General features: G+C 70.5%; 18 protein-coding genes and 1 pseudogene. 6 read left to right on the plus strand and 13 right to left on the minus strand.

The window, feature by feature from the left end; all coding sequences use genetic code 11:
• Positions 1-18: 18 nt before the first annotated feature.
• Positions 19-2088, minus strand: coding sequence for an iron uptake transporter permease EfeU (gene efeU / locus O5O46_RS11895; protein ID WP_269855319.1), 2070 nt, complete (start codon positions 2086-2088; stop codon positions 19-21).
• Positions 2089-2236: 148 nt separating this feature from the next.
• Entirely contained in the window at positions 2237-4015 is a 1779-nt protein-coding gene (gene aspS, locus O5O46_RS11900) for an aspartate--tRNA ligase (protein WP_269855320.1), read from the minus strand.
• Positions 4016-4189: 174 nt separating this feature from the next.
• Here aspS and O5O46_RS11905 point away from each other — a divergent pair.
• Positions 4190-5586: pseudogene (locus tag O5O46_RS11905) on the plus strand (SpoIIE family protein phosphatase); the annotation flags it as partial.
• Here O5O46_RS11905 and O5O46_RS11910 read toward each other — a convergent pair.
• Both O5O46_RS11910 and O5O46_RS11915 read right to left on the minus strand, forming a co-directional pair.
• Positions 5556-6539: a pirin family protein gene (locus tag O5O46_RS11910; protein WP_269855321.1), complete on the minus strand. Its 984-nt coding sequence runs from the start codon at positions 6537-6539 to the stop codon at positions 5556-5558. The pseudogene O5O46_RS11905 and the gene O5O46_RS11910 overlap by 31 nt on opposite strands.
• 173 nt (positions 6540-6712) lie before the next feature.
• Positions 6713-7162, minus strand: a complete 450-nt coding sequence (locus tag O5O46_RS11915) for an SseB family protein (RefSeq protein ID WP_269855322.1) — start codon at positions 7160-7162, stop codon at positions 6713-6715.
• 143 nt (positions 7163-7305) lie between these two features.
• Between O5O46_RS11915 and O5O46_RS11920 the strand changes: the two genes are divergently transcribed.
• Positions 7306-9132 (plus strand): acyl-CoA dehydrogenase, encoded by a 1827-nt coding sequence (locus O5O46_RS11920; RefSeq protein ID WP_269855323.1) that lies wholly within the window; start codon positions 7306-7308, stop codon positions 9130-9132.
• Between the two features lie 74 nt (positions 9133-9206).
• Positions 9207-10487, plus strand: a complete 1281-nt coding sequence (locus tag O5O46_RS11925; RefSeq protein WP_269855324.1) for a M18 family aminopeptidase — start codon at positions 9207-9209, stop codon at positions 10485-10487.
• 170 nt (positions 10488-10657) lie between these two features.
• Here the strand turns inward: O5O46_RS11925 and O5O46_RS11930 are convergent, their stop codons facing one another.
• The 3 genes from O5O46_RS11930 to O5O46_RS11940 all read right to left on the minus strand — a co-directional run bounded on the left by O5O46_RS11930 (position 10658) and on the right by O5O46_RS11940 (position 14564).
• A complete protein-coding gene (locus O5O46_RS11930; RefSeq protein ID WP_269855325.1) occupies positions 10658-12505 on the minus strand; it encodes an NHL domain-containing thioredoxin family protein in 1848 nt (615 codons plus the stop codon).
• 277 nt (positions 12506-12782) lie between these two features.
• Complete coding sequence (locus O5O46_RS11935; RefSeq protein WP_269855326.1) at positions 12783-13601, minus strand: SGNH/GDSL hydrolase family protein; 819 nt, start codon at positions 13599-13601, stop codon at positions 12783-12785.
• A 165-nt stretch (positions 13602-13766) separates the two neighbouring features.
• Positions 13767-14564, minus strand: a complete 798-nt coding sequence (locus O5O46_RS11940; RefSeq protein ID WP_269855327.1) for a carbon-nitrogen family hydrolase — start codon at positions 14562-14564, stop codon at positions 13767-13769.
• A 176-nt stretch (positions 14565-14740) separates the two neighbouring features.
• On the opposite strand from O5O46_RS11940, the gene O5O46_RS11945 reads away from it, so the two are divergent.
• A complete protein-coding gene (locus O5O46_RS11945; protein ID WP_269855328.1) occupies positions 14741-15565 on the plus strand; it encodes a maleylpyruvate isomerase family mycothiol-dependent enzyme in 825 nt (274 codons plus the stop codon).
• Positions 15566-15595: 30 nt separating this feature from the next.
• Here O5O46_RS11945 and O5O46_RS11950 read toward each other — a convergent pair whose 3' ends face one another.
• The 5 genes from O5O46_RS11950 to pdhA form a co-directional block, all read right to left on the minus strand.
• Positions 15596-16921: an MFS transporter gene (locus O5O46_RS11950; RefSeq protein ID WP_269855329.1), complete on the minus strand. Its 1326-nt coding sequence runs from the start codon at positions 16919-16921 to the stop codon at positions 15596-15598.
• Positions 16918-17571, minus strand: a complete 654-nt coding sequence (locus O5O46_RS11955; RefSeq protein WP_269855330.1) for a GntR family transcriptional regulator — start codon at positions 17569-17571, stop codon at positions 16918-16920. The genes O5O46_RS11950 and O5O46_RS11955 overlap by 4 nt, the downstream gene beginning before the upstream one ends.
• A gap of 127 nt (positions 17572-17698) precedes the next feature.
• A complete protein-coding gene (locus O5O46_RS11960; protein ID WP_269855565.1) occupies positions 17699-19057 on the minus strand; it encodes a dihydrolipoamide acetyltransferase family protein in 1359 nt (452 codons plus the stop codon).
• 57 nt (positions 19058-19114) lie between these two features.
• Entirely contained in the window at positions 19115-20098 is a 984-nt protein-coding gene (locus tag O5O46_RS11965) for an alpha-ketoacid dehydrogenase subunit beta (RefSeq protein WP_269855331.1), read from the minus strand.
• Positions 20095-21243: a pyruvate dehydrogenase (acetyl-transferring) E1 component subunit alpha gene (pdhA, locus tag O5O46_RS11970; RefSeq protein WP_269855332.1), complete on the minus strand. Its 1149-nt coding sequence runs from the start codon at positions 21241-21243 to the stop codon at positions 20095-20097. Before pdhA ends, O5O46_RS11965 begins: the two co-directional genes overlap by 4 nt.
• Before the next feature lie 308 nt (positions 21244-21551).
• Between pdhA and O5O46_RS11975 the strand changes: the two genes are divergently transcribed.
• Together O5O46_RS11975 and O5O46_RS11980 are read left to right on the plus strand one after the other, a co-directional pair.
• Entirely contained in the window at positions 21552-22229 is a 678-nt protein-coding gene (locus tag O5O46_RS11975) for a response regulator (RefSeq protein WP_269855333.1), read from the plus strand.
• Positions 22230-22394: 165 nt separating this feature from the next.
• A complete protein-coding gene (locus tag O5O46_RS11980; RefSeq protein WP_269855334.1) occupies positions 22395-23459 on the plus strand; it encodes a phosphotransferase in 1065 nt (354 codons plus the stop codon).
• Between the two features lie 20 nt (positions 23460-23479).
• Here the strand turns inward: O5O46_RS11980 and O5O46_RS11985 are convergent, their stop codons facing one another.
• Positions 23480-25150 (minus strand): protein kinase domain-containing protein, encoded by a 1671-nt coding sequence (locus O5O46_RS11985; protein ID WP_269855335.1) that lies wholly within the window; start codon positions 25148-25150, stop codon positions 23480-23482.
• Positions 25151-25409: the final 259 nt, after the last annotated feature.

The following is a 25409-nucleotide window of genomic DNA, read 5'->3' on the forward strand; positions in this document are numbered from 1 at the left end:
GATTCACAGGACAGGACATCAGGCAGACTTCCGGATCTCGAGGAGGTCGGGGATCGGGGACAGGTCCTCAAGGAGCTGGCCGGTGGCGCCGTTGAGGGTGGCGCGGGTGGTCGCGTCGAGCTTCTCGACCGGCGTCCAGTTGTCGCCGTCGTGCTGTGCGTCGAGGAGCTTGCGGACCCGGGCGATGTCGGCGTCCACGGTGCCGATCAGCCGCGGCGAGCGCTTGGTGATCAACGGCCGCAGCACGTCGAGGAGTTCCCCCGTACCGGTGAGGTTGGCGTTGGCGGTCGCCAGGTTCGTACCGCTGCCCTCGTCGGTGTCGCTGGTCAGCTCGAACTGGAGGGTGTTCTCCAGGATCTCGTGGGTGCGCAGCGGCAGGTCGGAGACGTCGAAGTCCTGGGTGGGGAAGGCCTTCTGCAACCCCTGGACGTCCTTGACGAGTTGGTCGGCGTTGCCCTGCACGTCAGAGGCGGAGGCGCCGTGCCACAGCTGGTACTCGACCTTGTGGAAGCCCGTGAAACCGGGGTCGTTGACGCCCTGCGGCAGACCGTCGGCCCGCCCGTTGATCTTCTTGTCGAAGTCCTGGAAGGTGCCGTAGGCGGCGCCCAGCGAGGAGTACGTCAGATGGGCGGTGAGCCAGTCGCGCCTGGCGGCGTCCAGGTCGTTGTTCCTCACGTCGTCCTGGAGGGTCTGGGTCTGGGTGACCAGGGTGGCCAGGCCCTTGTTGACATAGGACCTGTAGGACGCGAGGGCGGGTTGCAGGTCCTGTTCCGAGACCGGGGCCACCGCGGTGACGTTGCCGCCGCCGCTGACCTGGATCGCCGCGGAGGTGGTGACCTTGCCGCCGGTGGGCACGCAGCGCCAGGCGTACGAGCCGCTTCCGACGGTGGCGACCAGGTCGCGGGTGGTGCCGGGGGCGAGGCCCTCGATCTCCCCGTAGACCGCGTTGGTCGACGGGTCGATCAGGTAGACCTCGGAGGTCTTGTTGCCGGTGTTGTGCATCTGGAAGCTCTGGCGGCCCGGCTTGGGCGCCTTGAACCCCTTGCCGCAGTCGGCCTCCGAGACGGCGATGGTCTGCGACTGGTCGGTCTTGGAACCGGACACCGCGATGACGCCTCCGGCGACCACCACGGGGACCGCGACCACGGCGGCGGGGACGACCCACGCGGGGCGCTTGCGGGGCTGCTTCTGCGCGGGGCGCGGTTCGGCCTCGGCCTGCTTCTCCGGTGCGGGCCGCTGCTGCGGCTCGGCCTTCTCCGGCTTGGCGGCCGGACGGGCCGCCTTGAGGCCGCGTACGAACAGCGTCATCACCACGACGAGGTAGCCGGCGTACGCGATCGTCTGCAGCCAGGTCATCTGCGGGGTGAGGTTGAAGACGCCCTGGAGCAGGGTGCCCCACCACGAACTGGCGTCCACGCTCTGGCTCAGGTGGACGGCGAACGAGGTGGCGCCGGGCAGTACGCCGCCCTCCTGGAGGTCGCGCAGTCCGTAGCCGAACACACCGGCGGCGATGACGATCAGGACGATGCCGGTGCGGGTGAAGAACCTGGTGAGGTTGAGCTTCAACACCCTGCGGTACAGGCCCCAGCAGAGTCCGGCCGCCAGCACCAGACCGATCCCGGCGCCGATCATCGGGCCGGTGGACTCGCCCGCGGCGCGAGCGGTGGTCCACAGGAACAGCGCCGTCTCAAGTCCCTCACGGCCCACCGCGAGGAACGAGGTGACGATCAGCATGCCCGCGCCCATGGAGAGCGCGTTGGTGACCTTCTCGCGGATCTCGCCGGACAGGTTGCGCGCGGAGCGGCGCATCCAGAACACCATCGCGGTGACGAAGGCGACGGCGATGACGCTCAGCGCGCCGCCGAAGGACTCCTGCGCGGTGGCGGAGAGGTTGGCGGCGGTGAAGGTGAGCACCGCGCCGAAGCTCATGGAGAGCGCGACCGCGCCCAGTACACCCGTCCACACCTGCGGCAGCCGGGACTTCTGGTCGGCGCGCACGAGGGTGGCGACGAGGATGGAGACGATCAGACCGGCCTCAAGTCCTTCTCTGAGACCGATCAGAAAGCTGGGAAACGCGTCGTCCCACATGTCGTCGCTTCCTCTCGCGAACCGGCGGCGGCTTAGCTTAGGCGAACCTTAGTAGACAGTTCCAGACGCCGTGGCCATGGCTGCGTGCCGGCATACGCGAAGGCCCCGGAACCATACAGACATTCCGGGGCCTTTGTCGTGCTATGTCCTACTTTTCTCCGCCCGGCTTGGCCGCGGGCTTGCGGATGCTGAGATGCAACTCACGCAGCCGCGCCTCGTCGACCTCGCTCGGGGCGCCCATCAGCAGGTCCTGAGCGGTCTGGTTGAGCGGGAAGGCGATGGTCTCGCGGATGTTGGGCTCGTCGGCGAGCAGCATCACCATGCGGTCCACACCCGGGGCGATGCCACCGTGCGGCGGGGCGCCGTAGTGGAAGGCGCGCAGCATGCCGCCGAACTCCTTCTCCACGCTCTCCCGCGAGTAGCCCGCGATCTCGAACGCCTTGTACATGACGTCCGGTTCGTGGTTCCGGATCGCGCCCGAGGAAAGCTCGACGCCGTTGCAGACGATGTCGTACTGCCAGGCCAGGATGTCCAGCGGGTCCTTGGTCTGCAGCGCTTCAAGGCCGCCCTGCGGCATCGAGAACGGGTTGTGGCTGAACTCGACCTGGCCGGTGTCCTCGTTGCGCTCGAACATCGGGAAGTCCACGATCCAGCAGAAGCGGAAGACGTCCTCGGTGAAGTGGCCGGCCCGCTTGGCGGCCTCGACACGGACCGCGCCCATGATCTTGGAGACCTCGTCGAAGTCGCCCGCGCCGAAGAACACGGCGGTGCCGGGCTTGCCGTCGACGGCCTCGATCAGCGCCTTGGTGTCGTCCTCGGTGAGGAACTTGGCGATCGGGCCGGTGAGTTCGTTGTTCTCGCCGATCCGGATCCACGCCAGGCCCTTGGCGCCCTGCTCGACCGCGAACTCGCCCATCTGGTCGAAGAACTTGCGCGGCTGGCCCGCGGTGTCCGGCACCGCCAGCGCACGGACGTGCTTGCCCGCGAAGGCCTTGAAACCGGAGTCGGCGAACACGCCGGAGACATCGACCAGTTCCAGCTCGGCGCGCAGGTCCGGCTTGTCGGAGCCGTACTTGAGCATCGCCTCGCGGAACGGGATGCGGGGGAACGGAGAGGTGACGTGGCGGCCACCGCCGAACTTCTCGAACAGGTCGGTCATCACCGTCTCGATGACGGAGAAGACGTCCTCCTGCTCCACGAAGCTCATCTCGACGTCGAGCTGGTAGAACTCGCCCGGCGAGCGGTCGGCGCGGCTGTCCTCGTCGCGGAAGCACGGCGCGATCTGGAAGTAGCGGTCGAAGCCCGCGATCATCAGCAGCTGCTTGAACTGCTGCGGGGCCTGCGGCAGCGCGTAGAACTTGCCGGCGTGGACCCGGGACGGGACCAGGAAGTCGCGGGCGCCCTCGGGGGAGGTCGCGGACAGGATCGGGGTCGCCATCTCGGTGAAGCCGAGGTTGGTCATCTCCCTGCGGAGGAAGGCGATGACCTGGGAGCGCAGCATGATGTTGCGGTGCATGCGCTGACGGCGCAGGTCGAGGAAGCGGTTGGTGAGCCGGGCCTCCTCGTTGGCGTTGTCCTCCGGGAAGACCGGGAACGGCAGCGGGTCGGCGGCGCCCAGCACCTCGACCTCGGTGACCTCGACCTCGATCTCACCGGTCGGCAACTCGGGGTTGACGTTCTCCGCGCCACGGGCGAGCACGCGGCCGTCGACCCGGAGCACGGACTCCTTCGTCTGCCGGTCCAGCGCCTCGTACGCGGGGGTGCCCGGGCGGGCTACCAGCTGCACCAGGCCGTAGTGGTCCCGCAGATCGACGAAGAGGATGCCGCCCAGATCGCGCCGGTTGTGCAGCCAACCGGACAGGCGCACCTCTTTGTCGACGTCAGCGGCGCGGAGCTCGCCGCAAGTGTGGGACCGGTACCGATGCATCGTCCATCCAAGTCTGGGATCCGGGACACCCCGGAAATAACACAGCAGGCCCCCCAAGCGTACCGTGACGCCCCGCGTCAACTCTTGGCATATACATGGCGCCCCTCGGGGTCATGGAGCGCGGCCCTCAGAGTGGGCGGGCCGCACGCCTGGAGTCGGGGAGCGTGCCGTAGGCGGACACGGGCCTGTCTCGAGCCCGAGGACTACATCGGCCTGAACGCCGCCGTCTCGCTCGGCCTCGCCGAGAACGCCGTGGCGGACGCCCGGCTGCGGGTCGTCGCGGACGACGGAAACGTACTGCGCAGGCTGCACACCCGGCTGCACTCGGTGCCCGGCACCGACGGCGAGTCCCCCCGTGTGGTGGGCACCCTGTTCGAACTGCCCGAGCACGGCCGCCCCGCCCGGTTCTCCGGCGCCGGACGGCGCTCCCGCGAGGCGTTCCTGCTGGACGCCGGGCGGGCCCTGGCCGAGGCGAACAGCACCGCCGAGGTGCTACGGGTCGCCGCCACGCTGTCGATGCCGGGCTTCTCCCCGGACGGCCTTGCGGTCTTCGCCGTCGACGGCGACCGTCTGACGATCATCGGCCACCACGGCCACCGCAACGGCGATGAGCGCCCCTTTCTGGAGATGCCGCTGGCCACCGACTACCCGGCCGCGGTGGTCGCCCGTCCCGGCCGGCCCGTCTACCTGCCGTCGCCCGAGGCGTACCGGGACCGGTTCCCCGCCATCTGGCCGCTGGTCGAACCGCTGAACCGGTCCTCCTGGGCGTTCCTGCCGCTGGTCGTGGCGGGCCGCACCATCGGGGCGTGGCTGGCCGCGTTCCGCGACCCGGTGGGCTTCACCCCAGACGAGCGCTCCGTGCTCACCACCGTCGCCCGGATGCTCGCCCAGGCGCTGTCCCGCGCCCACCTCCAGGAGTCCGAGCGCGCCCTGTCCGACGGACTGCAGCGCACCATGCTGCCCACCCACAAGCAGGACATCGCCGGAATGGCGCTCGCCGCACGCTACGTGCCGACCGGCGGCGGACTCCAGGTCGGCGGCGACTGGTACGACGTCATCGACCTGCCCTCCGGCCGTACCGCGCTGGTGATCGGCGATGTGCAGGGCCATGACGTGCGCGCCGCCGGGCTGATGGGGCAACTGCGCATCGCGCTGCGGGCGTACGCGTCCGAGGGGCACCGGCCGGACTCGGTGCTCTCCCGGGCCTCCCGCTTCTTCGCCGGGCTCTGCGCGGGCGACGGGGACGACGACCCGTACGGCGCCGGATGCCGCTTCGCCACCTGTCTGTACCTGGAGGTCGACCCGGCGACCGGCACCCTCGGCATCGCCCGCGTCGGCCATCCCGATCCGGCGATCCGCTGGGGCGGCCCGGCTCGCGCAGGCTGCGCATCGAGGTGGCCGACCCCAGCGATGACATGCCGCACCGGCGGACGCCGGGTGAAATGGCGTCGTCCGGGCGGGGGTTGCTGTTGATGGACCAACTCGCCGACGCCTGGGGGGTTTCACCCCGCGGGCGTGGCAAGTCGATCTGGTTCGAACTCTACGAGTCGGACGCGTCCGTCTCCGGCTGAGTCCGCCGGGTGGCCGGGACCGTGCCCAGGCGTCCGGCCTGGAAGTCCTCGAAGGCCTGGGCCAGTTCGGCATGGCTGTTCATCACGAACGGGCCGTAGTGGAACATCGGCTCCCGGATCGGCAGGCCGCCCAGCAGCACCACCTCAAGGTTCGGACTGCGCGCCTCCTGGCTGGCGTCCGCCCGCAGGGTGAGCGTCTCCCCCTGGCCGAACACCACCGTCTGCCCGGTGCGGAACGGCCGTTCCTCCGCTCCCGCCAGGCCCCGGCCGGCCAGCCCGTAGGCCAGCGCGTTGAAGTCCGGCCGCCAGGGCAGCGTGAGTTGGGCGCCCGGGTTCAGCGAGACGTGCAGCATGGTGATCGGGGTGTGGGTGACACCGGGACCGCGGTGGCCCGCGATCTCACCCGCGATCAGCCGCAGCAGCGCACCGCCGTCCGCGGAGGTCAGCAGCGCGACCCGGCCGCCGTCGATGTCCTGGTACCTGGGCGGCATCATCTTGTGCTCGCGCGGCAGGTTGACCCACAACTGGAGGCCGTGGAACAGCCCGCCGCTGATGACGAGTTCCTCCGGCGGCGCCTCGATGTGCAGCAGTCCGCTGCCCGCGGTCATCCACTGGGTGTCGCCGCCGTTGATGACACCGCCGCCACCGTTGGAGTCCTGGTGCACGAAGGTGCCGTCGATCAGGTACGTGACGGTCTCGAAGCCGCGGTGCGGGTGCCAGGGGGTGCCCTTGGCCTCGCCGGGCGCGTACTCCACCTCGCCCATCTGGTCCATCATGATGAACGGGTCGAGGTGCCGGTAGTCGATGCCCGCGAAGGCGCGGCGGACGGGGAAGCCCTCGCCCTCGAATCCACCGGGGGCGGTGGACACCGCGAGCACCGGACGGTTCACGGCCCCGTCGGGCGCCGCTACGCGCGGCAGGGTCAGCGGGTTTTCAACGGTCACGGCGGGCATGGGACCTCCTCGGTCTCACCGTCCAAGTTAGTTGAACAGTGAACAACCCGCAAGGCAGACCTGTTCCCACCCGGATTCCGTGGGACGTTCATGCGCCGCGACAGCGAGCGACCGCCACGGCGCCGCGGCGGTGCCGAACCCGCCGCGACCGCGCGCGGACCCCGCGGGAGGCGTCAGCCGTACATCCGCCGCATGGCGAAGTCGACCATCTGCTCCACGGCCTTCGCGTCGAAGACCATCCGGTGGTCACCCTCCATGTCGAGGACGAACCCGTAGCCGGTCGGCAGCAGGTCCAGCACCTCGGCACCGGTGATCACGAAGTACTTGGAGTCCTTGCCCGCGTAGCGGCGCAGTTCCTTGAGCGAGCTGAACATCGGGATGACCGGCTGCTGGGTGTTGTGCAGCGCCAGGAAACCCGGGTTGTCGCCGCGCGGGCAGTAGACCCGGGCGGTCGCGAAGATGCTCTGGAAGTCCTCCGCCGACATCGAACCGGTGGTGAAGGCGCGCACCGCGTCGGCCAGCGAGGGCGGCGACGGCTCGGGGTAGAGCGGCGGCTGGGGGCCGTAGCCTCCGGCGGGCGGAGCGGCGGCACCCTGGGCAGCGGTCTGGTCGTAGCCGTACACGCGCCCAAGAGTAGCGAGTCACACTTCGGCGGTAGGGGCTTGCTTCTTATTACCGACGGGTAGCATCATCGTGAACTACTAATCAGTAGATGTGCGAGGCATGTCCTCAGGCGTGTCCTCACGAACAGACGGAGCCTTTCGTCATGGGCCACTACAAGTCGAACCTGCGCGACATCGAGTTCAACCTGTTCGAGGTGCTCGGCCGGGACACGGTCTACGGCACCGGTCCGTTCGCCGACATGGACGTGGACACCGCCAAGGACATCCTTGCCGAGATCGCCCGTCTGTCGGAGAACGAGCTCGCCGAGTCCTTCGCGGACGCCGACCGCAACCCGCCGGTCTTCGACCCGGAGACCAACACCGCGCCGGTCCCGGACAGCTTCAAGAAGAGCTTCTCCGCCTACATGGACGCCGAGTGGTGGCGCCTGGGCATCCCGGAGGCCATCGGCGGCACCACCGCGCCGCGCTCGCTGCTGTGGGGCTTCGCCGAGACCATCCTGGGCTCCAACCCGGCCGTGTGGATGTACGCGTCCGGTCCGGCCTTCGCCGGTGTGCTCTACGAGGAGGGCACCGAGGAGCAGCACAAGATCGCGCAGCGGATGACCGACAAGCTGTGGGGCTCCACCATGGTGCTCACCGAGCCGGACGCCGGTTCGGACGTGGGCGCCGGGCGCACCAAGGCCGTGCAGCAGGAGGACGGCTCCTGGCACATCGAGGGCGTGAAGCGCTTCATCACCTCCGGTGAGCACGACATGGCCGAGAACATCATCCACTTCGTGCTGGCCCGCCCCGAGGGCCACGGTCCGGGCACCAAGGGCCTGTCGCTGTTCATCGTGCCGAAGTACGACTTCGACTGGGAGACCGGCGAACTCGGCGAGCGCAACGGCGTCTACGCCACCAACGTCGAGCACAAGATGGGCCTGAAGGCCTCCAACACCTGCGAGATGACGTTCGGCGCCAACCACCCGGCCAAGGGCTGGCTGCTCGGCGAGAAGCACGACGGCATCCGCCAGATGTTCAAGATCATCGAGTTCGCGCGGATGATGGTCGGCACGAAGGCCATCGCCACCCTGTCCACCGGCTACCTCAACGCCCTTGAGTACGCCAAGGAGCGCGTCCAGGGCGCCGACCTGGCGCAGTTCATGGACAAGACCGCGCCGCGCGTCACCATCACCCACCACCCCGACGTGCGCCGCTCGCTGATGACGCAGAAGGCGTACGCCGAGGGCATGCGCGCCCTGGTGCTCTACACCGCCAGCGTGCAGGACGAGATCCTGGTCAAGGAGGCCGCGGGCGAGGACGCCTCCGCCTCGCACCGGCTGAACGACCTGCTGCTGCCGATCGTCAAGGGCTACGGCTCGGAGAAGTCCTACGAGCAGCTGGCGCAGTCGCTGCAGACCCTGGGCGGCTCCGGCTACCTCCAGGAGTACCCGATCGAGCAGTACATCCGGGACTCCAAGATCGACACCCTCTACGAGGGCACCACCGCCATCCAGGGCCAGGACTTCTTCTTCCGGAAGATCGTCCGCGACCAGGGCCAGGCGCTCACCACCGTGTCCGAGGAGATCAAGCGGTTCCTCGGCGCCGAGACCGGCGGTGCCGAGCTGTCCGCCGCCCGTGCGGCGCTGGCCAAGGCCGCGGTGGACCTGGAGGCGATCGTCGGCCAGATGCTCACCGACCTCGCGGGCACCGAGCAGGACGTCAAGTCGATCTACAAGGTCGGCCTGAACACCACCCGCCTGCTGATGGCCTCCGGCGACGTCATCGTCGGCTACCTGCTGCTCAAGGGCGCGGCCGTCGCTGTCGAGAAGCTGGCCACCGCCAACGAGAAGGACAAGGCCTTCTACCTCGGCAAGGTCGCCGCGGCGAAGTTCTTCGCGGAGAACGTGCTGCCGGGCGTGGGCATGCAGCGCCAGCTCGCCGAGTCGGTCACCAACGAGCTGATGGAGCTGCCGGAAGAGGCCTTCTGAGCTGCTCGGCAAGTGATCCGGCGGCCCGCCACCAGCACGGTGGCGGGCCGCCGCCCGCTTCTATGCTGGTGCGCATGACCCCTCATTTTGACCGCGCCCACACCGACGACCTGATCGCGTTCATCGCCGCGAGCCCGTCCCCGTACCACGCGGTGGCCAGCGCGGCCGAGCGGCTGGAGAAGGCCGGGTTCCGGCGGGTCGAGGAGACGGAGGCGTGGGACGGCTCGTCCGGGGGCAAGTACGTGCTGCGCGGCGGCGCCATCGTCGCCTGGTACGTGCCGGAGGGAGCGGGGCCGCAGACCCCGTTCCGGATCGTCGGCGCGCACACCGACTCGCCCAACCTGCGGGTCAAGCCCCGCCCGGACAGCGGGGCGTACGGCTGGCGGCAGGTCGCCGTGGAGATCTACGGCGGCCCCCTGCTCAACTCCTGGCTCGACCGCGACCTCGGGCTCGCGGGCCGCCTGGCGCTGCGGGACGGCACGACCCGGCTGGTGAACGTGGACCGTCCGCTGCTGCGGGTGCCGCAACTGGCCATCCACCTGGACCGGCAGGTCAACGAGGGCATGACGCTGGACCGGCAGAGGCACATGCAGCCGATCTGGGGTCTGGGCGGCACGGACGAGGGCGCGCTGATCGGATTCCTGGCCCAGGAGGCCGGAGTTGACGCCTCCGACGTCGTCGGCTGGGACCTGATGACGCACGACGTACAGCCGCCCAGCTACCTCGGGCGGGACCGCGAACTGCTGGCCGCGCCGCGGATGGACAACCTGCTGTCAGTGCACGCGGCCACCGCGGCGCTGACCGCCGTGGCGGGCGAACCGCTGCCGTACATCCCGGTGTTGGCCGCCTTCGACCACGAGGAGAACGGCAGCCAGGCCGACACCGGCGCCCAGGGCCCGCTGCTCGGCGCGGTGTTGGAGCGCTCGGTCTTCGCCCGCGGCGGCTCCTACGAGGACCGGGCACGCGCCTTCGCCGGAACCGTCTGCCTGTCCTCCGACACCGGCCACGCCGTGCACCCCAACTACCCGGAGCGGCACGACCCCGGCCACCTGCCGCTGCCCAACGGCGGCCCGATCCTGAAGGTCAACGTCAACCAGCGGTACGCCACCGACGGCACCGGCCGCGGCATCTTCGTCGCCGCCTGCGAGCGCGCGGGCGTGCCGTGGCAGTCCTTCGTCTCCAACAACGCGATGCCGTGCGGCACCACCATCGGCCCGATCACCGCGGCCCGGCACGGCATCACCACGGTCGACATCGGCGTGGCGATCCTGTCCATGCACTCGGTCCGCGAACTCTGCGGCGCCCGGGACCCCTACCTGCTCGCCTCCACCCTGAAGGCGTTCCTGGAGGGCTAGCCCTTTACCGCCCGGGCGGTCGCCGAGACAGTCGGCGACCGCCTCACGGCGGTGCGGACGGTCGCGAAGCGAACTCCGCCTCCAGCGCGGCCAGCCGACGCTGCAGCTCCTCGGTCTCGCTCACGGGAGTGGCTCGACCGAATTACCTTGCACGCAGCGGAATCCGATGATCACGCATCGTTCTCGTCCATCCCGGCCAGTACCAGCGGCAGCCTGGTCGCGCCGTCCTGCGTGAGCCTGACCGGAACCCCCCAGTCCTGTTGATGGACATGGCAGGCCGGGTACTCGTTGCCGGGGTCGTCGTCGCAGGAGGCGGCCATGGCGGAGACGTGCAGCACGCCCTCGCCGACGCCCGGGTCGAGGGTGAGGTCGCGGTGCAGGTCGGTGCCCTGGCCCGCACCGGAGGCGATCAACTCCGGCGGGGTGGAGCCGACCAGCAGCCGGGTGGCGGGACCGTACCGCTCGTCGAGCTTCTGGCCGGTGGGCGCGGTGAAGACGACGTCCAACCGGAGCCGCCCGGGCGCCACTTCGGTCGCGGGCCGCTGGGTACGGTGCGCGGCGGCGGCCACCCGTACCGCCTCCTCGGGCAGCCGCAGCCGGGTCAACCGGTGCCGGGCCGACTCGACCACGACCACGTCGCCGTCCACCACGACCGCGTCCGACGGCTCGCGCAGGTCCGTCGCGAGCGTGCTGACCTCGTCGCCCACCGGGTCGTAGCGGCGCAGCGCGTGGTTGTACGTGTCGCTGACCGCCACCGAACCGTCCGGCAGCGCGGTGACGCCCAACGGGTGCTGGAGCAGGGCCTGTTCGGCGGCGCCGTCGCGGTGGCCGAAGTCGAACAGGCCGGTGCCGACCGCGGTCCCGACCGTGTAGCCGTCCCCGTCGCCCCTGGCCACGTACCGCAGCGCCGAAGTCTCGGAGTCGGCGACCCAGAGCCGGTCCTGCGTCGCCGCCAGCCCGGACGGCTGCGCGAACCACGCCTCGTCGGCCGGACCGTCGACCAGCCCCTCGTTGGTGGTACCGGCGGCGACGGACACGGTCCCGGCGGCCGGGTCGTACGCCCACAGCTGGTGCACGCCCGCCATCGCGATCCACACCCGGCCGTCGAACCACGCCACGTCCCACGGCGAGGACAGGTCGACCTCGCGCGCCGGGCCGCTGGTCGGCGACCCCTGCCACCACTGGCGGCCGGTACCGGCCAGGGTGCGCACCGCGCCGCTGGTCAGATCGACCTCGCGCAGCGCGTGGTTGACGGTGTCGGCGACCACGACCGCGGTACCGCCCGGCAGCAGCGCGAGGCCCTGCGGTTCGCTGAACCGGGCCTGCTCGGCCGGGCCGTCGGCGAACCCGCGCTCACCGGACCCGATCCGCCGCACCACGGTCTCGCCGTCGTCCGCCAGCTCGACCAGTGCGTGCCGGGTCGAGTCGGAGACCAGGAGGTTGCCGTTCGGCAGCGAGAGCGCCTTGCCGGGGAAGCGCAGCACGGTCGGCTCCGGCTCCGGAGGGACGTACGGGCCGTCGCCGCGGCGCAGTGTGCCCTTGGCGGCGTGCTCCGCCTCCAGTTCCCCGACCAGCTTCTCGATGGCGTGTGCATGCCCCTCACCGGCGTGCTGCGCGACCACGTACCCCTCGGGGTCGATCACCACCAGCGTCGGCCAGGCCCGTACCGCGAACTGCTTCCAGGTGGCCAGCTCGGGGTCGTCCAGCACCGGGTGGTGCACCCCGTACCGCTCGACCGCGTCGACCACCGCTGCGTGCTCCGCCTCGTGCACGAACTTCGGCGAGTGCACCCCGACGATCACCACCGTGTCGCGGTGCCGCTCCTCCAGCTCGCGCAGCTCGTCCAGGACGTGCAGGCAGTTGATGCAGCAGAACGTCCAGAAGTCCAGGATGACGATGGATCCGCGCAGGTCGGCGAGGGACAGCTGCTTCCCGCCGGTGTTCAGCCAGCCGCCCTTGCCGATCAGCTCGGGGGCACGGACACGGGCACGGCGCGGTGCGGGCGAGGCGTCGGTCATGGGATCAAGGGTGCCATCCGGCTCGCGAGCTTCCAGCCCGGCCCGACTGTGAGCAGCACCACGGGGAGGCCCCACCCGGCGCCACGGGGGCACAGCGCACGGACGGGGGCCGTTCAGCGGTTTCGCGAGTATCCCGCGCAGTCGGGGCGCTCCTCCGTGCGGAACCTACCGGCCGTCTCGCGGGCACGGGCGCGGTGTGGGCGAGGAGGCGTTCATGCCGCCAAAGGTGCCGTCCTCCGGTAACCGCCCGGGACGGACACCCGGCGGTGCCCGGCACTCACTGGCCGGCCGCCGCCAACACCCGTTCAGCCATGGCACGTTCGCCCAGTGCGTTGGGGTGGAAGGGGACGGTCGGACTGGTGGGGATCAGGCCCTCGGTCCAGCGCAGGCCGCTGGGACGGCAGATGTCGTGCTGGGCGCTGACCGGGTGGTTGTCGACGAAGACGGCGCCGTTCGCCCGGGCGGTGCGGCCGAGCATCGCGTTCATCTTCTTCTCGAAGGCGTCCAGGTACGCCAGGTCACCGTTGCCGAACAGCTCACGCGGGCGGCAGCCGTGGTGGTCCAGCGGCGTCAGCCGCAGATAGCCGACGAGCAGCACGCGAGCGTGCGGGGCCAGCCGGTGGACGGTGCGCAGCGCGCCCGCGATCTTCGGTTCCGTGGCGGCGACACGCTCGTCGAGTTCGTCGGTCCCGGTACGGGTGTACGCGGCGCGGCAGTAGGCGCCGTCGGGGTGGAACAGCCCGAGTGCCGTGCATTTCATGACGATTCCGGCGAAGCCGACGTCGTTGGCGCCGATGGTGAGAGTGACCAGGGTGGTCCGGCTGGACAGCGCGCGGAACTGGCCGCCGAGGTCGGCGGTGGTGGCGCCGCTGCACGTGACGTCGGCGAAGCCGGCCGTACGCAGGCGGGCGGCGACCAGGGCGGGGTAGTTGTGGTCGGACCGCGCACAGCGGGCGTCGACCTGGTTGGGGACCCCCGGCGCGGCCGCGGCGGAGTCACCGAGGGCCACGTACCGCACGGCGTGCGGCGCGGTCCTCGCGCCGCACAACGCGAGGACGGCCACTACGACGGCGGTCAGGGCTCTGGCGCGGTACATGGCGACTCCCCGGCTCGGCGTGCACTACTGAGTGCGATGATCCGATCACCTGACGTACGGGCGTGTCAGGCACGCCCACAGGGACGGGCACCGGGACCCGATTGCCGTAGCGTCGGCGAGGAGGGCCGGGGGCCGGACGCGGGAGACATCCGCGGCGCCGGAGCGCTACGGCTTGGGCAAGCCCAGGACCCGGTCGCGCAGGGCGGGGAACTCCGCCCGCGTCTTCTCGACCCGGGACGGGTCGAGGTCGACGGTGAGTACCTCCTCGCCGGTGCCCGCTTCGGCGAGGACCTCGCCCCACGGGTCGACCACCACGCTGCGCCCGGCCTGCTGGACCCCCGCGTGCGTGCCCGCCGTCCCGCAGGCCAGTACGTATGCCTGGGACTCCACCGCGCGGGCGCGCGCCAGCAGTGACCAGTGCGCGCTGCGGCGCTCGGGCCACCCCGCGCAGATCACCAGCAACTGCGCCCCCGCGTCCACCAGCAGCCGGAACTGCTCGGGGAACCGCAGGTCGTAGCAGGTGGCCAGGCCGATGGTGGTCTGCGGCCCGGACAGCCGCGCGGTGACGATCTCGTCGCCCGCGGCCATCATCGCCGCCTCGCCCTGGTCGAAACCGAACCGGTGGATCTTCCGGTAGAAACGGTGCAGTTGACCGTCCGGCGCGAAGAGCAGCGAGGTGTTGTACAGGGGCCCGTCAGCGCCGCTCCGCTCGACGATCGACCCGGCGTGCAACCAGACGCGCGCCGCCCGCGCCGCCGCGCCCAACTCCCGCGCGGTCGGACCGTCCAACGGCTCTGCGTACGTCGCGAAGTCCTGGTACGCGAACGCGCCCACCGGCCACAGCTCGGGCAGAACCACCAGGTCAGCACCTGCCTGTTCACGTACGAGAGCGGCCACCCTGGAGCGCCGGTCCGCGACCTGCTCGTCGGGCCGTACATCGATCTGCAGGAGCGAAGCGCGCACCGTACCACCGCCCAAGAGTTCACCGCGTCAACGCGGGCCTACCATCGTCACACGAAAGCACTGCCATGGTGCCAGCGCACAGCGTAATTTGGGCGCACGTCACCATTAAGCACGCCAGCGCGAAACCATCCAGTACAGAACAAGCCACGACCGCACCGATCCGCTCGAGGGGCACCGTGACCGTCCACAGCAAGCTCCAGCCCTCCATCGACGCCTGGACCCACTCAATAGAGGCGATATCGGAGTTGGTCTCGCCGCTCGCCGAGGGAGAGTGGAACCGGCCCACAGAGTGCCCAGGCTGGTCGGTGAGGGACATCGTCTCGCATGTGATCGGGCTTGAGTGCGAGGCGATGGGCGACCCGCGTCCCATCCACTCGCTGCCGCGCGACCTCTTCCACGTCACCGACGAGTTCAGCCGGTACATGGAGGTGCAGGTGGACGTACGGCGCTGCCACACCGGGCCGGAGATGACCGCGGAGCTGGAGTACACGATCATCCGCCGGTCCCGGCAGCTGCGGAACGAGAACCGCGACCCGGAGACCACGGTGCGCGGCCTGATGGGCGCGGAGCGCACGCTGGAACTGTCCCTGCGCATGCGGGCATTCGATGTGTGGGTGCACGAGCAGGACATCCGCCGGGCGCTCGACAGGCCCGGCAACCTGGACTCGCCGGGCGCCGCGCTCACCCGGGACTTCCTGCTGCCGCAGCTGCCGAAGGTGGTCGCCAAGAAGGCCGCCGCGCCCGCTGGTTCGACGGTGGTGTTCGACGTGCACGGCCCGGTCGAGTTCATGCGCACGGTACGGGTGGACGCCGAGGGCACCGGCACCATCGACGGCAGTGTGTCGCTGGGGCCGACGGTGACGCTGGCGATGGACTGGGAGACGTTCGTGCGGCTGACCTGCGGACGGGTGCGGCCGGCGGGGGTCGCGGACCGGGTCAAGGTCGAGGGCGACCAGGAGCTGGCGGACGCGGTGCTGGCCGCCCTGGCCGTGACGCCCTGAGCCGTGACGACTTGAGCCGTCGTGCCGGGGTCAGGCGGTGGCCTCGGCGGTGTGCACCGCCTCCACCCGGCTCACGGTGATCGTCTCGCGCTCGCGCCGCGCCGCCTGCCCGCGCAGCCGCAGGATCTGGCTGACACCGAGCGCCTGCACGACGAAGACGCTGCTGAGCGCGACGGTGAAGTTGTCACCGGTCGCGTCCAGCAGTACGCCGACCGCCAGCAGCACGATCATCGAGGCGGTGAAGCCACCCATGTTGACGACGCCGGAGGCGGTGCCGAACCGCTCCGGCGGGTTGGCCGGACGGGCGAAGTCGAAGCCGATCATCGAGGCCGGGCCGCTGGCGCCGAGCACCGCGCACAACGTGATCAGCAGCCACAGCGGCGCGTGCGGCGTGGGCCAGGCCAGTACCGCGGCCCAACTGGCCGCGGTCACTGCCACCGTGCCCAGCGCGAGCGGCATCCGCGCGCCGTGGTGGCGGGCGATGATCTGACCGAAGACCATGCCGAACACCATGTTCGACAGCACGACCAGGGTCAGCAGTGAGCCGGCGGCGCCTCGGGACAGCCCCTGGCCCTCGACCAGGAACGGCATGCCCCACAGCAGCAGGAAGACCATCGCGGAGAACTGGGTGGTGAAGTGCACCCACAGGCCCAGCCTGGTGCCGGGTTCCCGCCAGGCGTCGGCGAGTTGACGCCGCACCGCACCGCGCGGGCGCGGACCGGTGGGTAGGGGTTCATACCCCTCGGGGTGGTCCTTCATGAACAGCACGATCAGTACCAGGACGAGGGCGCCGCCGAGCGCCGTACCCACGAAGGTCGGGGTCCAGCCCGCGGAGTGCAGCAGCCGGGCCAGCAGGATGGTGCTGACCAGGTTGCCCGCCATGCCGAAGAGGGCGGCGCCCTGGGCTATCAGCGGCCCGCGCCGGGCGGGGAACCAGCGGGAGCCCAGCCGCAGCACGCTGATGAACGTCATCGCGTCCCCGCAGCCGAGCACCGCGCGGGAGCCCAGCGCCATCGCGTACGAGTGGCTGAGCGCGAAGCCGAGTTGGCCCGCGGTGAGCAGGACGACCCCGACGGTCAGCACCTTCTTGGTCCCGAACCGGTCCACCAGCATGCCGACGGGTATCTGCATCCCGGCGTAGACCAGCACCTGGAGTATGGAGAACGTGGACAGCTCGGAGGCGCTGATGTGGAACCTGGCCGCCGCGTCGATCCCGGCCACGCCGAGGCTGGAGCGGTGCACGACGGCGATGAAGTAGACGAGGACGCCGAGGCCCCAGACCGCGCAGGCGCGCGGCCCGCCGGGTGGATCGCCGGGCAGCCGCAGCCGGCTTCGGCCCGTGTCGAGCGCACTCATGCTTCCCCCCTGACGATGGCCTTGACCCGGCTGACGTGCTGCCGCACCACGGCGGCGGCACGTTCGCCGTCGCCCGCGCGCAACGCGGCGAGTATTTCCGCGTGTTCCTCGATGTTCTTGGCGATCCGGTCCGGTTCGGCGTGCATCACGGCCACGCCCATCCGCAACTGGCGGTCGCGCAACTGGTCGTAGAGCTGGGAGAGGATCTCGTTGCCCGCCGCCCGGACGATCGTGGCGTGGAAGCAGCGGTCGGTGGCCGCGGCGGCGGCCAGGTCACCGGTCTTCCGGTGCTCCTCGTGCTCGTCCAGCAACTCCTCAAGCCGGTTCAGGAGTTGAAGGGGGGCGGGCACGACCTTGCGCACCGCGTGCTCCTCGACCAGCAACCGGGTCTCCACCACATCGGCGATCTCCTGGGCGGAGACCGGCAGCACCAGCGCGCCCTTCTTCGGGTAGAGCTTGATCAGCCCCTCCGCCTCAAGCCGCAGCAGCCCCTCGCGCACCGGAGTGCGCGACACCCCGACCGCCTCGGCGAGATCGCCCTCGGTGAGGAGCGTGCCGCCTTCGTAGGAGCGGTCGAGCACGGCGCGTTTGACGTGTGCGTAGACCCGCTCGGCGGCGGGCGGCTGCTTGGTGGAAGTGGCGGCATTCATGATGCGCACAGCATAGATACAACAGGTATGCACGAGAAACGTGTGTCCGGGATACGGACCGGTCATAAAGCGAACGCGCGGGATTCGAACGCGTCGTGTGCGTTCGGATCCCGCGCGGAAACGGCCGCTACGCCCAGGTGATCAGGCGCTTCGGGTACTCCAGGATGGCCGCGGTGTCGCCGAGCACCTTGGAGCCGAGTTCGCCGTCGACCAGGCGGTGGTCGAAGGAGAGCGCCAGGGTGGTGACCTGACGGGGCTTGACCTTGCCCTTGTGGACCCAGGGCTGGTCCTTGACCGCGCCGAAGGCGAGGATCGCGGACTCACCGGGGTTCAGGATGGGCGTGCCGGTGTCGACGCCGAAGACGCCGACGTTGGTGATGGTGACCGTACCGCCCTGCATGTCGGCGGGGGCGGTCTTGCCCTCGCGGGCGGTGGCCACCAACTCGCCCAGCGCGCGGGCTAGTTCGGGGAGCGTCTTGGCCTGGGCGTCCTTGATGTTGGGGACGATCAGGCCGCGCGGAGTGGCCGCGGCGATGCCGAGGTTCACATACCCCTTGTGCACGATCTCCTGGTTCGCCTCGTCCCACGAGGCGTTGATCTCCGGGTTGCGCTTGATGGCGACCAGCAGCGCCTTCGCCACCAGCAGCAGCGGGCTGACCTTGAGCCCGGCGAACGCCGGATCGGTCTTCAGCTCCTGCACCAGCCGCATGGTGCGGGTGATGTCGAAGGTGACGAACTCGGTGACGTGCGGCGCCGTGAAGGCACTGGCCACCATCGCCTGTGCGGTCGCCTTGCGAACTCCCTTGATCGGCACGCGAGTTTCCCGTGTTTCACGTGAAACGACGGCCGGTTCGGTGGGAGCGACGGGCGCCACCTGCTCGACGGACGCCGCCGCGGGGGCGGCCGCCGCCTGGACGTCGTCGCGGGTGATGGTCCCGTCCGGGCCGGTGGGAACCACCGTGGCCAGGTCGACGCCGAGGTCCTTGGCCAGCTTGCGCACCGGCGGCTTGGCCAGCGGCCGGGGCGTCTCGGCCGTCAGCGGCGGCTCCGGAGCGGCGGCCCCGTGCCCGTTGAGCACTGGCTGCTGGGGCGCCGCCGCGGGGGCGGCCGGGGTGGCGGACGCCTTGCGGGGGCGGCGCTTGGTCGAGGACTCGGCGACCCCGTAGCCCACCAGTACCGCCTGCCGCTTCGGCGGCTCCGGGGCGGCGGGCGCCTCCGGCTCGGCCACCGCGGGGGCGGGCTCGGCCGACTCGGCGGGGGCGCCGGGGTTGGTGTCGACGGTGATGATGGACGTACCCACGTCCACCGTCGCACCCTCGTCGAAGCGGATCGCGGAGACCACCCCGTCGAAGGGGATGGGGAGTTCGACGGCCGCCTTGGCCGTCTCCACCTCACAGACGACCTGCCCGTCGGAGACGGTGTCCCCAACGGCCACGTACCACTTGAGGATTTCGGCCTCGGTGAGTCCCTCGCCCACATCGGGCATCTTGAACTCGCGGAAGCGCTGCGCAGTCTCGGTCACGGTCACTGCTCTCCTCGGCTCTCAGAAGGCCAGTGCGCGGTCGACGGAGTCGAGCACCCGGTCCAGGTTCGGCAGGTAGTCCTCTTCCAGCCTGGCCGGCGGGTACGGGGCGTGGAAACCGCCCACCCGCAGCACCGGCGCTTCGAGGTGGTAGAAGCAGCGCTCGGTGATCCGGGCCGCGATCTCGGCGCCCGTGCCCAGGAAGACCGGGGCCTCGTGCACCACCACCAGCCGCCGGGTCCTCTCCACCGAGGCCTGAAGGCTGTCGAAGTCGATGGGCGACATCGACCGCAGGTCCACCACCTCCAGGCTGCGGCCCTCCTCCTCGGCCACAGCGGCGGCCTCAAGGCAGGTCTTCACCATCGGACCGTAGGCGGCCAGCGTCAGATCGGTGCCCTCGCGGACGACCCGCGCCCGGTGCAGCGGCGCGGGCACCGCGGTGGTGTCGACCTCGCCCTTGTCCCAGTAGCGGCGCTTGGGCTCGAAGAAGATGACCGGGTCGTCGCACTCGATGGCCTGCCGCATCATCCAGTACGCGTCCGACGGGGTCGCCGGCGAGACCACCTTCAGCCCCGGGACGTGCGCGAACAGCGCCTCCGGCGACTCGCTGTGGTGCTCCACCGCGCCGATGCCACCGCCGTACGGAATGCGGATGACGACCGGCAGCTTCACCTTGCCGAGCGCGCGGGCGTGCATCTTCGCCAGCTGGGTGACGATCTGGTCGTACGCGGGGAAGACGAAACCGTCGAACTGGATCTCCGCGACCGGGCGGTAGCCGCGCAGCGCCAGGCCGATCGCGGTGCCGATGATGCCCGACTCGGCGAGCGGGGTGTCGATCACCCGCTCCTCGCCGAAGTCCTTCTGCAGCCCGTCGGTGACCCGGAAGACACCGCCGAGCTTGCCCACGTCCTCGCCCATCACGAGGACCTTGGGGTCGGTCTCCAGGGAGGTGCGCAGCGATTCGTTGATCGCCTTGGCGATCGTCATGGACTTCGGCGACGTCATCGCGCAGCCCCTTCCTCGGAACCCTCGAACGAGGCCTGGTATGCAGCGAATTGTGCGCGCTCCTCGTCCACCAGCGCATGCCCGTCCGCGTAGATGTTGTCGAAGATCGCCATCGGGTCCGGATTGGGCATGGCGCGTACCCCTTCACGCACCCGCTTGGCGAGCGCGTCGCTCTCCGCGTCGACCTCGGCGAAGAACGCGTCATCCGCGATGCCCTCGTTGGCCAGGTAGGTCTTCAGCCGGGCGATCGGGTCCTTGGCCGCCCACTCCGCGGTCTCCTCGTCCAGCCGGTAGCGGGTGGCGTCGTCGGAGGTGGTGTGCGCGCCCATCCGGTAGGTGAACGCCTCGACCAGCATCGGCCCCTCGCCGGAGCGGGCGTGCTCCAGTGCCGCCCGGGTCACCGCGAGCACCGCGAGCACGTCGTTGCCGTCCACCCGCACGCCCGGGAAGCCGAATCCGGCCGACCGCTGGTAGATCGGCACCCGGCTCTGCCGCTCGGTGGGCTCGGAGATCGCCCACTGGTTGTTCTGGCAGAAGAACACCACGGGAGCGTTGTAGACCGCCGCGAAGGTGAACGCCTCGGCCACGTCACCCTGGCTGGAGGCGCCATCGCCGAAGTAGGCGATGACCGCGGAGTCCGCCCCGTCCTTGGCCACGCCCATGGCGTAACCGGTGGCGTGCAGGGCCTGCGAGCCGATGACGATCGTGTACAGGTGGAAGTTGTTCTGGTTCGGGTCCCAGCCGCCGTTGTTGACCCCGCGGAACATGCCGAGCAGGTTCAGCGGGTCGACGCCACGGGTCCAGGCGACACCGTGCTCACGGTAGGTGGGGAAGACGTAGTCGTCCGGGCGGGTGGCCCGACCGGAGCCGATCTGGGCGGCCTCCTGGCCCAGCAGCGAGGCCCACAGGCCCAGCTCGCCCTGGCGTTGCAGCGTGACCGCCTCGCCGTCGAAGCGCCGGGTGAGCACCATGTCGCGGTACAGGCCGCGCAGCTCCTCCGGGGTCAGGTCGATGGAGTACTCGCTGTGTTCGACGCGTTCACCTTCGGGGGTCAGAAGCTGTACGAGTTCGGGCTTGCGCCCGGCTCCCCCTCGACGCTTCGCGCCACCGCGGCTGCTGCGCGCGGCAGTGCTCTTCACGCTCACGTCTGCTCCTCCGTCTGTCCGGCCCCCGGGGTCCGCCGGGAACCAGTGCGGGCTCACCCGACTCGGCGCGGCGCACGGGGTGTGTGCGGCGGGCCGTGCCAGGAGTGACTTCTGTCCCGGCTGACGGCCTGCAAAAAGCACGTTACCCACTACTCCCGCAAATGCGCGAAGGGGCATCTACCTGCGGTTTTGCTTGGATTTCCTAGTAACTGGCGATTCCGGCAGGCCACCGGGACAACGGCACGCTATCTCGCGGATCGAAACTGCGTAAGAGGTCAGCAGATCCAATTGTGTGCGAGGCTGGTTTGGTGCCTTATGAAGGAAAAATCACGGTATTCCTGGTTGACGACCACGAAGTAGTACGCCGTGGTGTCCATGAGTTGCTCTCCGTAGAGGATGACATCGAAGTGGTGGGCGAGGCGGGCACCGCTGCGGACGCGCTCGTCCGCATCCCGGCCACCCGGCCGGACGTCGCGGTGCTCGACGTGCGGCTGCCGGACGGCAGCGGGGTGGAGGTCTGCCGCGAGGTGCGCTCCGCGCATCCGGAGATCAAGTGCCTGATGCTCACCTCTTTCGCGGACGACGAGGCGCTTTTCGACGCGATCATGGCGGGTGCCGCCGGTTACGTCCTCAAGGCGATCCGCGGCACCGACCTGCTCACCGCGGTACGGGACGTGGCGGCCGGCCGGTCGCTGCTGGACCCGGTGGCCACCGCCCGGGTGCTGGAGCGGCTGCGGCGCGGTGACGACAGGGGTGACGCGCGGCTGGAGAACCTCACCGACCGGGAGCGCAGGATCCTCGACCTGATCGGCGAGGGCCTCACCAACCGGCAGATAGGCGAACGGCTGCACCTGGCCGAGAAGACCGTGAAGAACTACGTCTCCTCGCTGCTCGCCAAGCTCGGCATGGAACGCCGCACCCAGGCGGCCGCCTATGTGGCCCGAATGCGGACCGGGGATCGTCAGACCGGACCCGATCCGTCATAACTCAGGTGAGCACGGCTCCGCGCAATTGTATCGTTCGGGGAACGTACGGAAGCGTCGCGGCGACCGCTGCCACCTGCGCTTTGAGCCGTGCGCCCGGCTCCGGCACCGCTCGGGAGCGGTCTCGCGGATACGCCACGTGATCTGCGGTGATCTACCATTCGCCGGGTGCCCCCTCCTAGCCCGGCGACGGCGCCGCCGCCAACCGACCACACGCTGGGAGCACTGCTCCGCCGCTACGACGGTGCCGGGACGCCGCTGTCCTGCGAGCCGGTGGCACAGGGGCTGCTCAACCGGGGCTACCAGCTCGCCACCACCCGCGGCCGGTTCTTCCTCAAGCACTATCTGCACGATCCGGACCGGGGCACCGACCGCGACACCGCCGACCCCGCCACCATCGCCCGCCAGCACCGCGCCACCCTGCGGCTCGGCGCCCTCGGGCTGCCGGTCGCGGCGCCGCTGGCCGACGCCGAGGGCCGCACGGTGGCGGTCATCGGGGGCCGCCCGTACGCGCTGTACCCCTGGGTCGAGGGACGGCACCGGGCGGGCACGGAGCTGACCGAGCGGCAGTGCCGCCACCTCGGCGCGCTGCTGGGCCTGGTGCACACCGCGCTGGCCCGGGTGCTGCCCGACGACGCCGCCCACCCGGCCGCGCACTCGTCCGCGGTGCCCGAGGACACCTACGCGCTCATCGACGAACTACTGCGGCTGGCCCGCGAACGGCGGCCACGCGACTCCTTCGACGAACTGGCCGAGCACCGCCTCCTGGAGCGCCGGGCGCTGCTCGAACGGCACGCCCACCGCCGTCCCGCCGACGCCACCACCCGGGTCACGGGCTGGGTGCACGGCGACTTCCATCCGCTCAACCTGCTCTACCAGGGCGCGGAGCCGGCCGCGATCGTCGACTGGGACCGCCTCGGCGTCCAGCCGCGCGCCGAGGAGGCGGTACGGGCCGCGGTGATCTTCTTCGTCCGGGACTGCGACGGCACCCTCGACCTGGCCAAGGTGCGCGAGTACGCCCACGCCTACCAGGCGGCCGCCGAGGTGCCCGTGGCGGAGCTGGCGGCGGCCGTGCACCGGGTGTGGTGGGAGCGGCTGAACGACTTCTGGATGCTGCGCTGGCGCTACCAGCGGCAGGACTTCCGGGCCGATCCGCTGTTCCCGGCCGCGGCCGGGCTGGCGGTGTGGTGGACCCGCGAGTACGAGGCCGTACTCGCGGCGTTCACCGGTTGAGCGGCGGCACCGGGCGGGGCTCAGCCGATGGTGCCCTGGATGGCGCCCTGGGCGCTGCCCTGGGTACCGCTGGACTGACCGTCCGTTGAGCCCTGCGTGGTGCCGGAGCTGGTGCCGCTGGTCGTGCCGCCCTTGCCGCCGGAGCCACTCGTCGTACCGCTGTTGGTGCCGCCCTGCGAGGTGCCGGCGTTCGCGCCGCCATCGGACGTTCCCGGCGAGGACGGCGGCGGCGAGGAGGGCGGCGGCGAGGACGGAGGCTCCGAGCTGGGCTGACGGCTGTGCGTCGGATAGCTCGGCTCGCCCGTCGTGTTGTCGCCGCCCTGCCCGCTGCTGGTGTCCACGCTGGGCGAGTCGCTCGGCGAAGTGCTGTCGCTGGGCGAGTCGCTCGGGCTGACGCTCTGCGACGTGCTCGGCGCGGGGCTGCGGTCGTTGGTCGTGCCGCCCTTGTTGCCCTGGTGGCTGGCGCTGACCGCGATGAACACGCCCAGGCTGATCGCCAGGATGGCGGCAAGCACCAGCAGCACCGTGTTGCGGCCACGGTGGCCGCCGCCGTTGCGGCCGTCCCGGCCGCCGTTGCCGTGGCCGCCGTAGTCGCCGGTGCCGCCGCCACCGGGCGGGCCCATCAGCAGCGGCGGACCGAGCTCGGCGGTGTGCCCCGCCTGCGCGTGCGGCATCACGGTGGTGGCCGCGGCTCCGGCGGCGGGCGCCGAGGAGGCCGAGTGGTCGACGTAGCCGGTGTCCCAGGCGCCGGTCCAGCCGCCCTGCTCATGGAGCATGCGCAGGGCGTACTGCACCAGCCCGTGCATCTCCTCGGCGCTCTGGAAGCGGTCGTCGGGGTTCTTGGCGAGCGCCCGCAGCACCATGCCGTCCAGCTCGGGCGGCACCCGGTCGTTGACGTCCGAGGGGATCCGCGGGTCGTCCTGGACGTGCTGGTAGACCACCGACAGCGGGGTCTCGCCGGTGAACGGCGGGCGCAGCGTCAGCAGCTCGTAGAGCAGGCAGCCGGTCGCGTACAGGTCCGAGCGGTGGTCGACGGCCTTGCCCAGCGCCTGTTCGGGCGAGAGGTACTGCGGGGTGCCCATGACCATGCCGGTCTGGGTCATGGTGGTGGAGGCGCCGTGCAGCGCCCGGGCGATGCCGAAGTCCATCACCTTGACCGCGCCCGTGTGGGTGATGATCACGTTCGCGGGCTTGATGTCACGGTGCACGATGCCGTGCTGGTGGCTGTAGGCGAGCGCTTCGAGCACCCCGGAGACGATGATCAACGCCTGGTCGACCGGTGGCGCCTCGGAGTTGATCAGCAGGTCGCGGATGGTGCGGCCCTCGCACAGCTCCATGACGATGTACGGGACAACGTTGTTGCCGACCCGGTCCTCGCCGGAGTCGTACACCGCGACGACGGCGTGGTGGTTGAGCCCGGCGACCGACTGTGCCTCCCGGGTGAACCGGGCCTTGGAGACCGGGTCCTCCGCGAGGTCGCTGCGGAGCAGCTTCACCGCCACCGTACGGCCCAGCCGCACGTCCTCGGCCGCGAAGACCTCGGCCATGCCGCCGCGTCCCAGGCGTCGGGTGAGCCGGTACCGGCCGTCACCCATGAACCCGTTCGCGCCCCACAGCTCCGGTGTGTCGTACGCCTCGGCGCCGAGGGCCGAGGACTCCTCGGGGTCGCCCGAGGGCTGCGTCTGGTCCATCAGTCCTCGCCGTCGCTCATCGCCTCGTACAGGTGCTGCATACTCGGGTGGACCTACGTGGTCCGAAGATGAACGCTACCGCCTTCCCGGTGAACCATGGGACGCGTCACTCGGGACAAGCCCGTCCGTACCGCCCTCACCTGCGCAAACCGTATTGCGCACAGTCTGCTCACAGCGGCGGCGAACACGTTGTTCACAGTTCGGGAACGGTTTCCCGGGCATCCGGTGACGGATCGGTCAAGCAGCTTGACGCGTTAAC

Source organism: Streptomyces sp. RPT161, assembly GCF_027533845.1.
In the GTDB taxonomy this organism is placed as follows: Bacteria; Actinomycetota; Actinomycetes; order Streptomycetales; family Streptomycetaceae; genus Streptantibioticus_A; species Streptantibioticus_A silvisoli_A.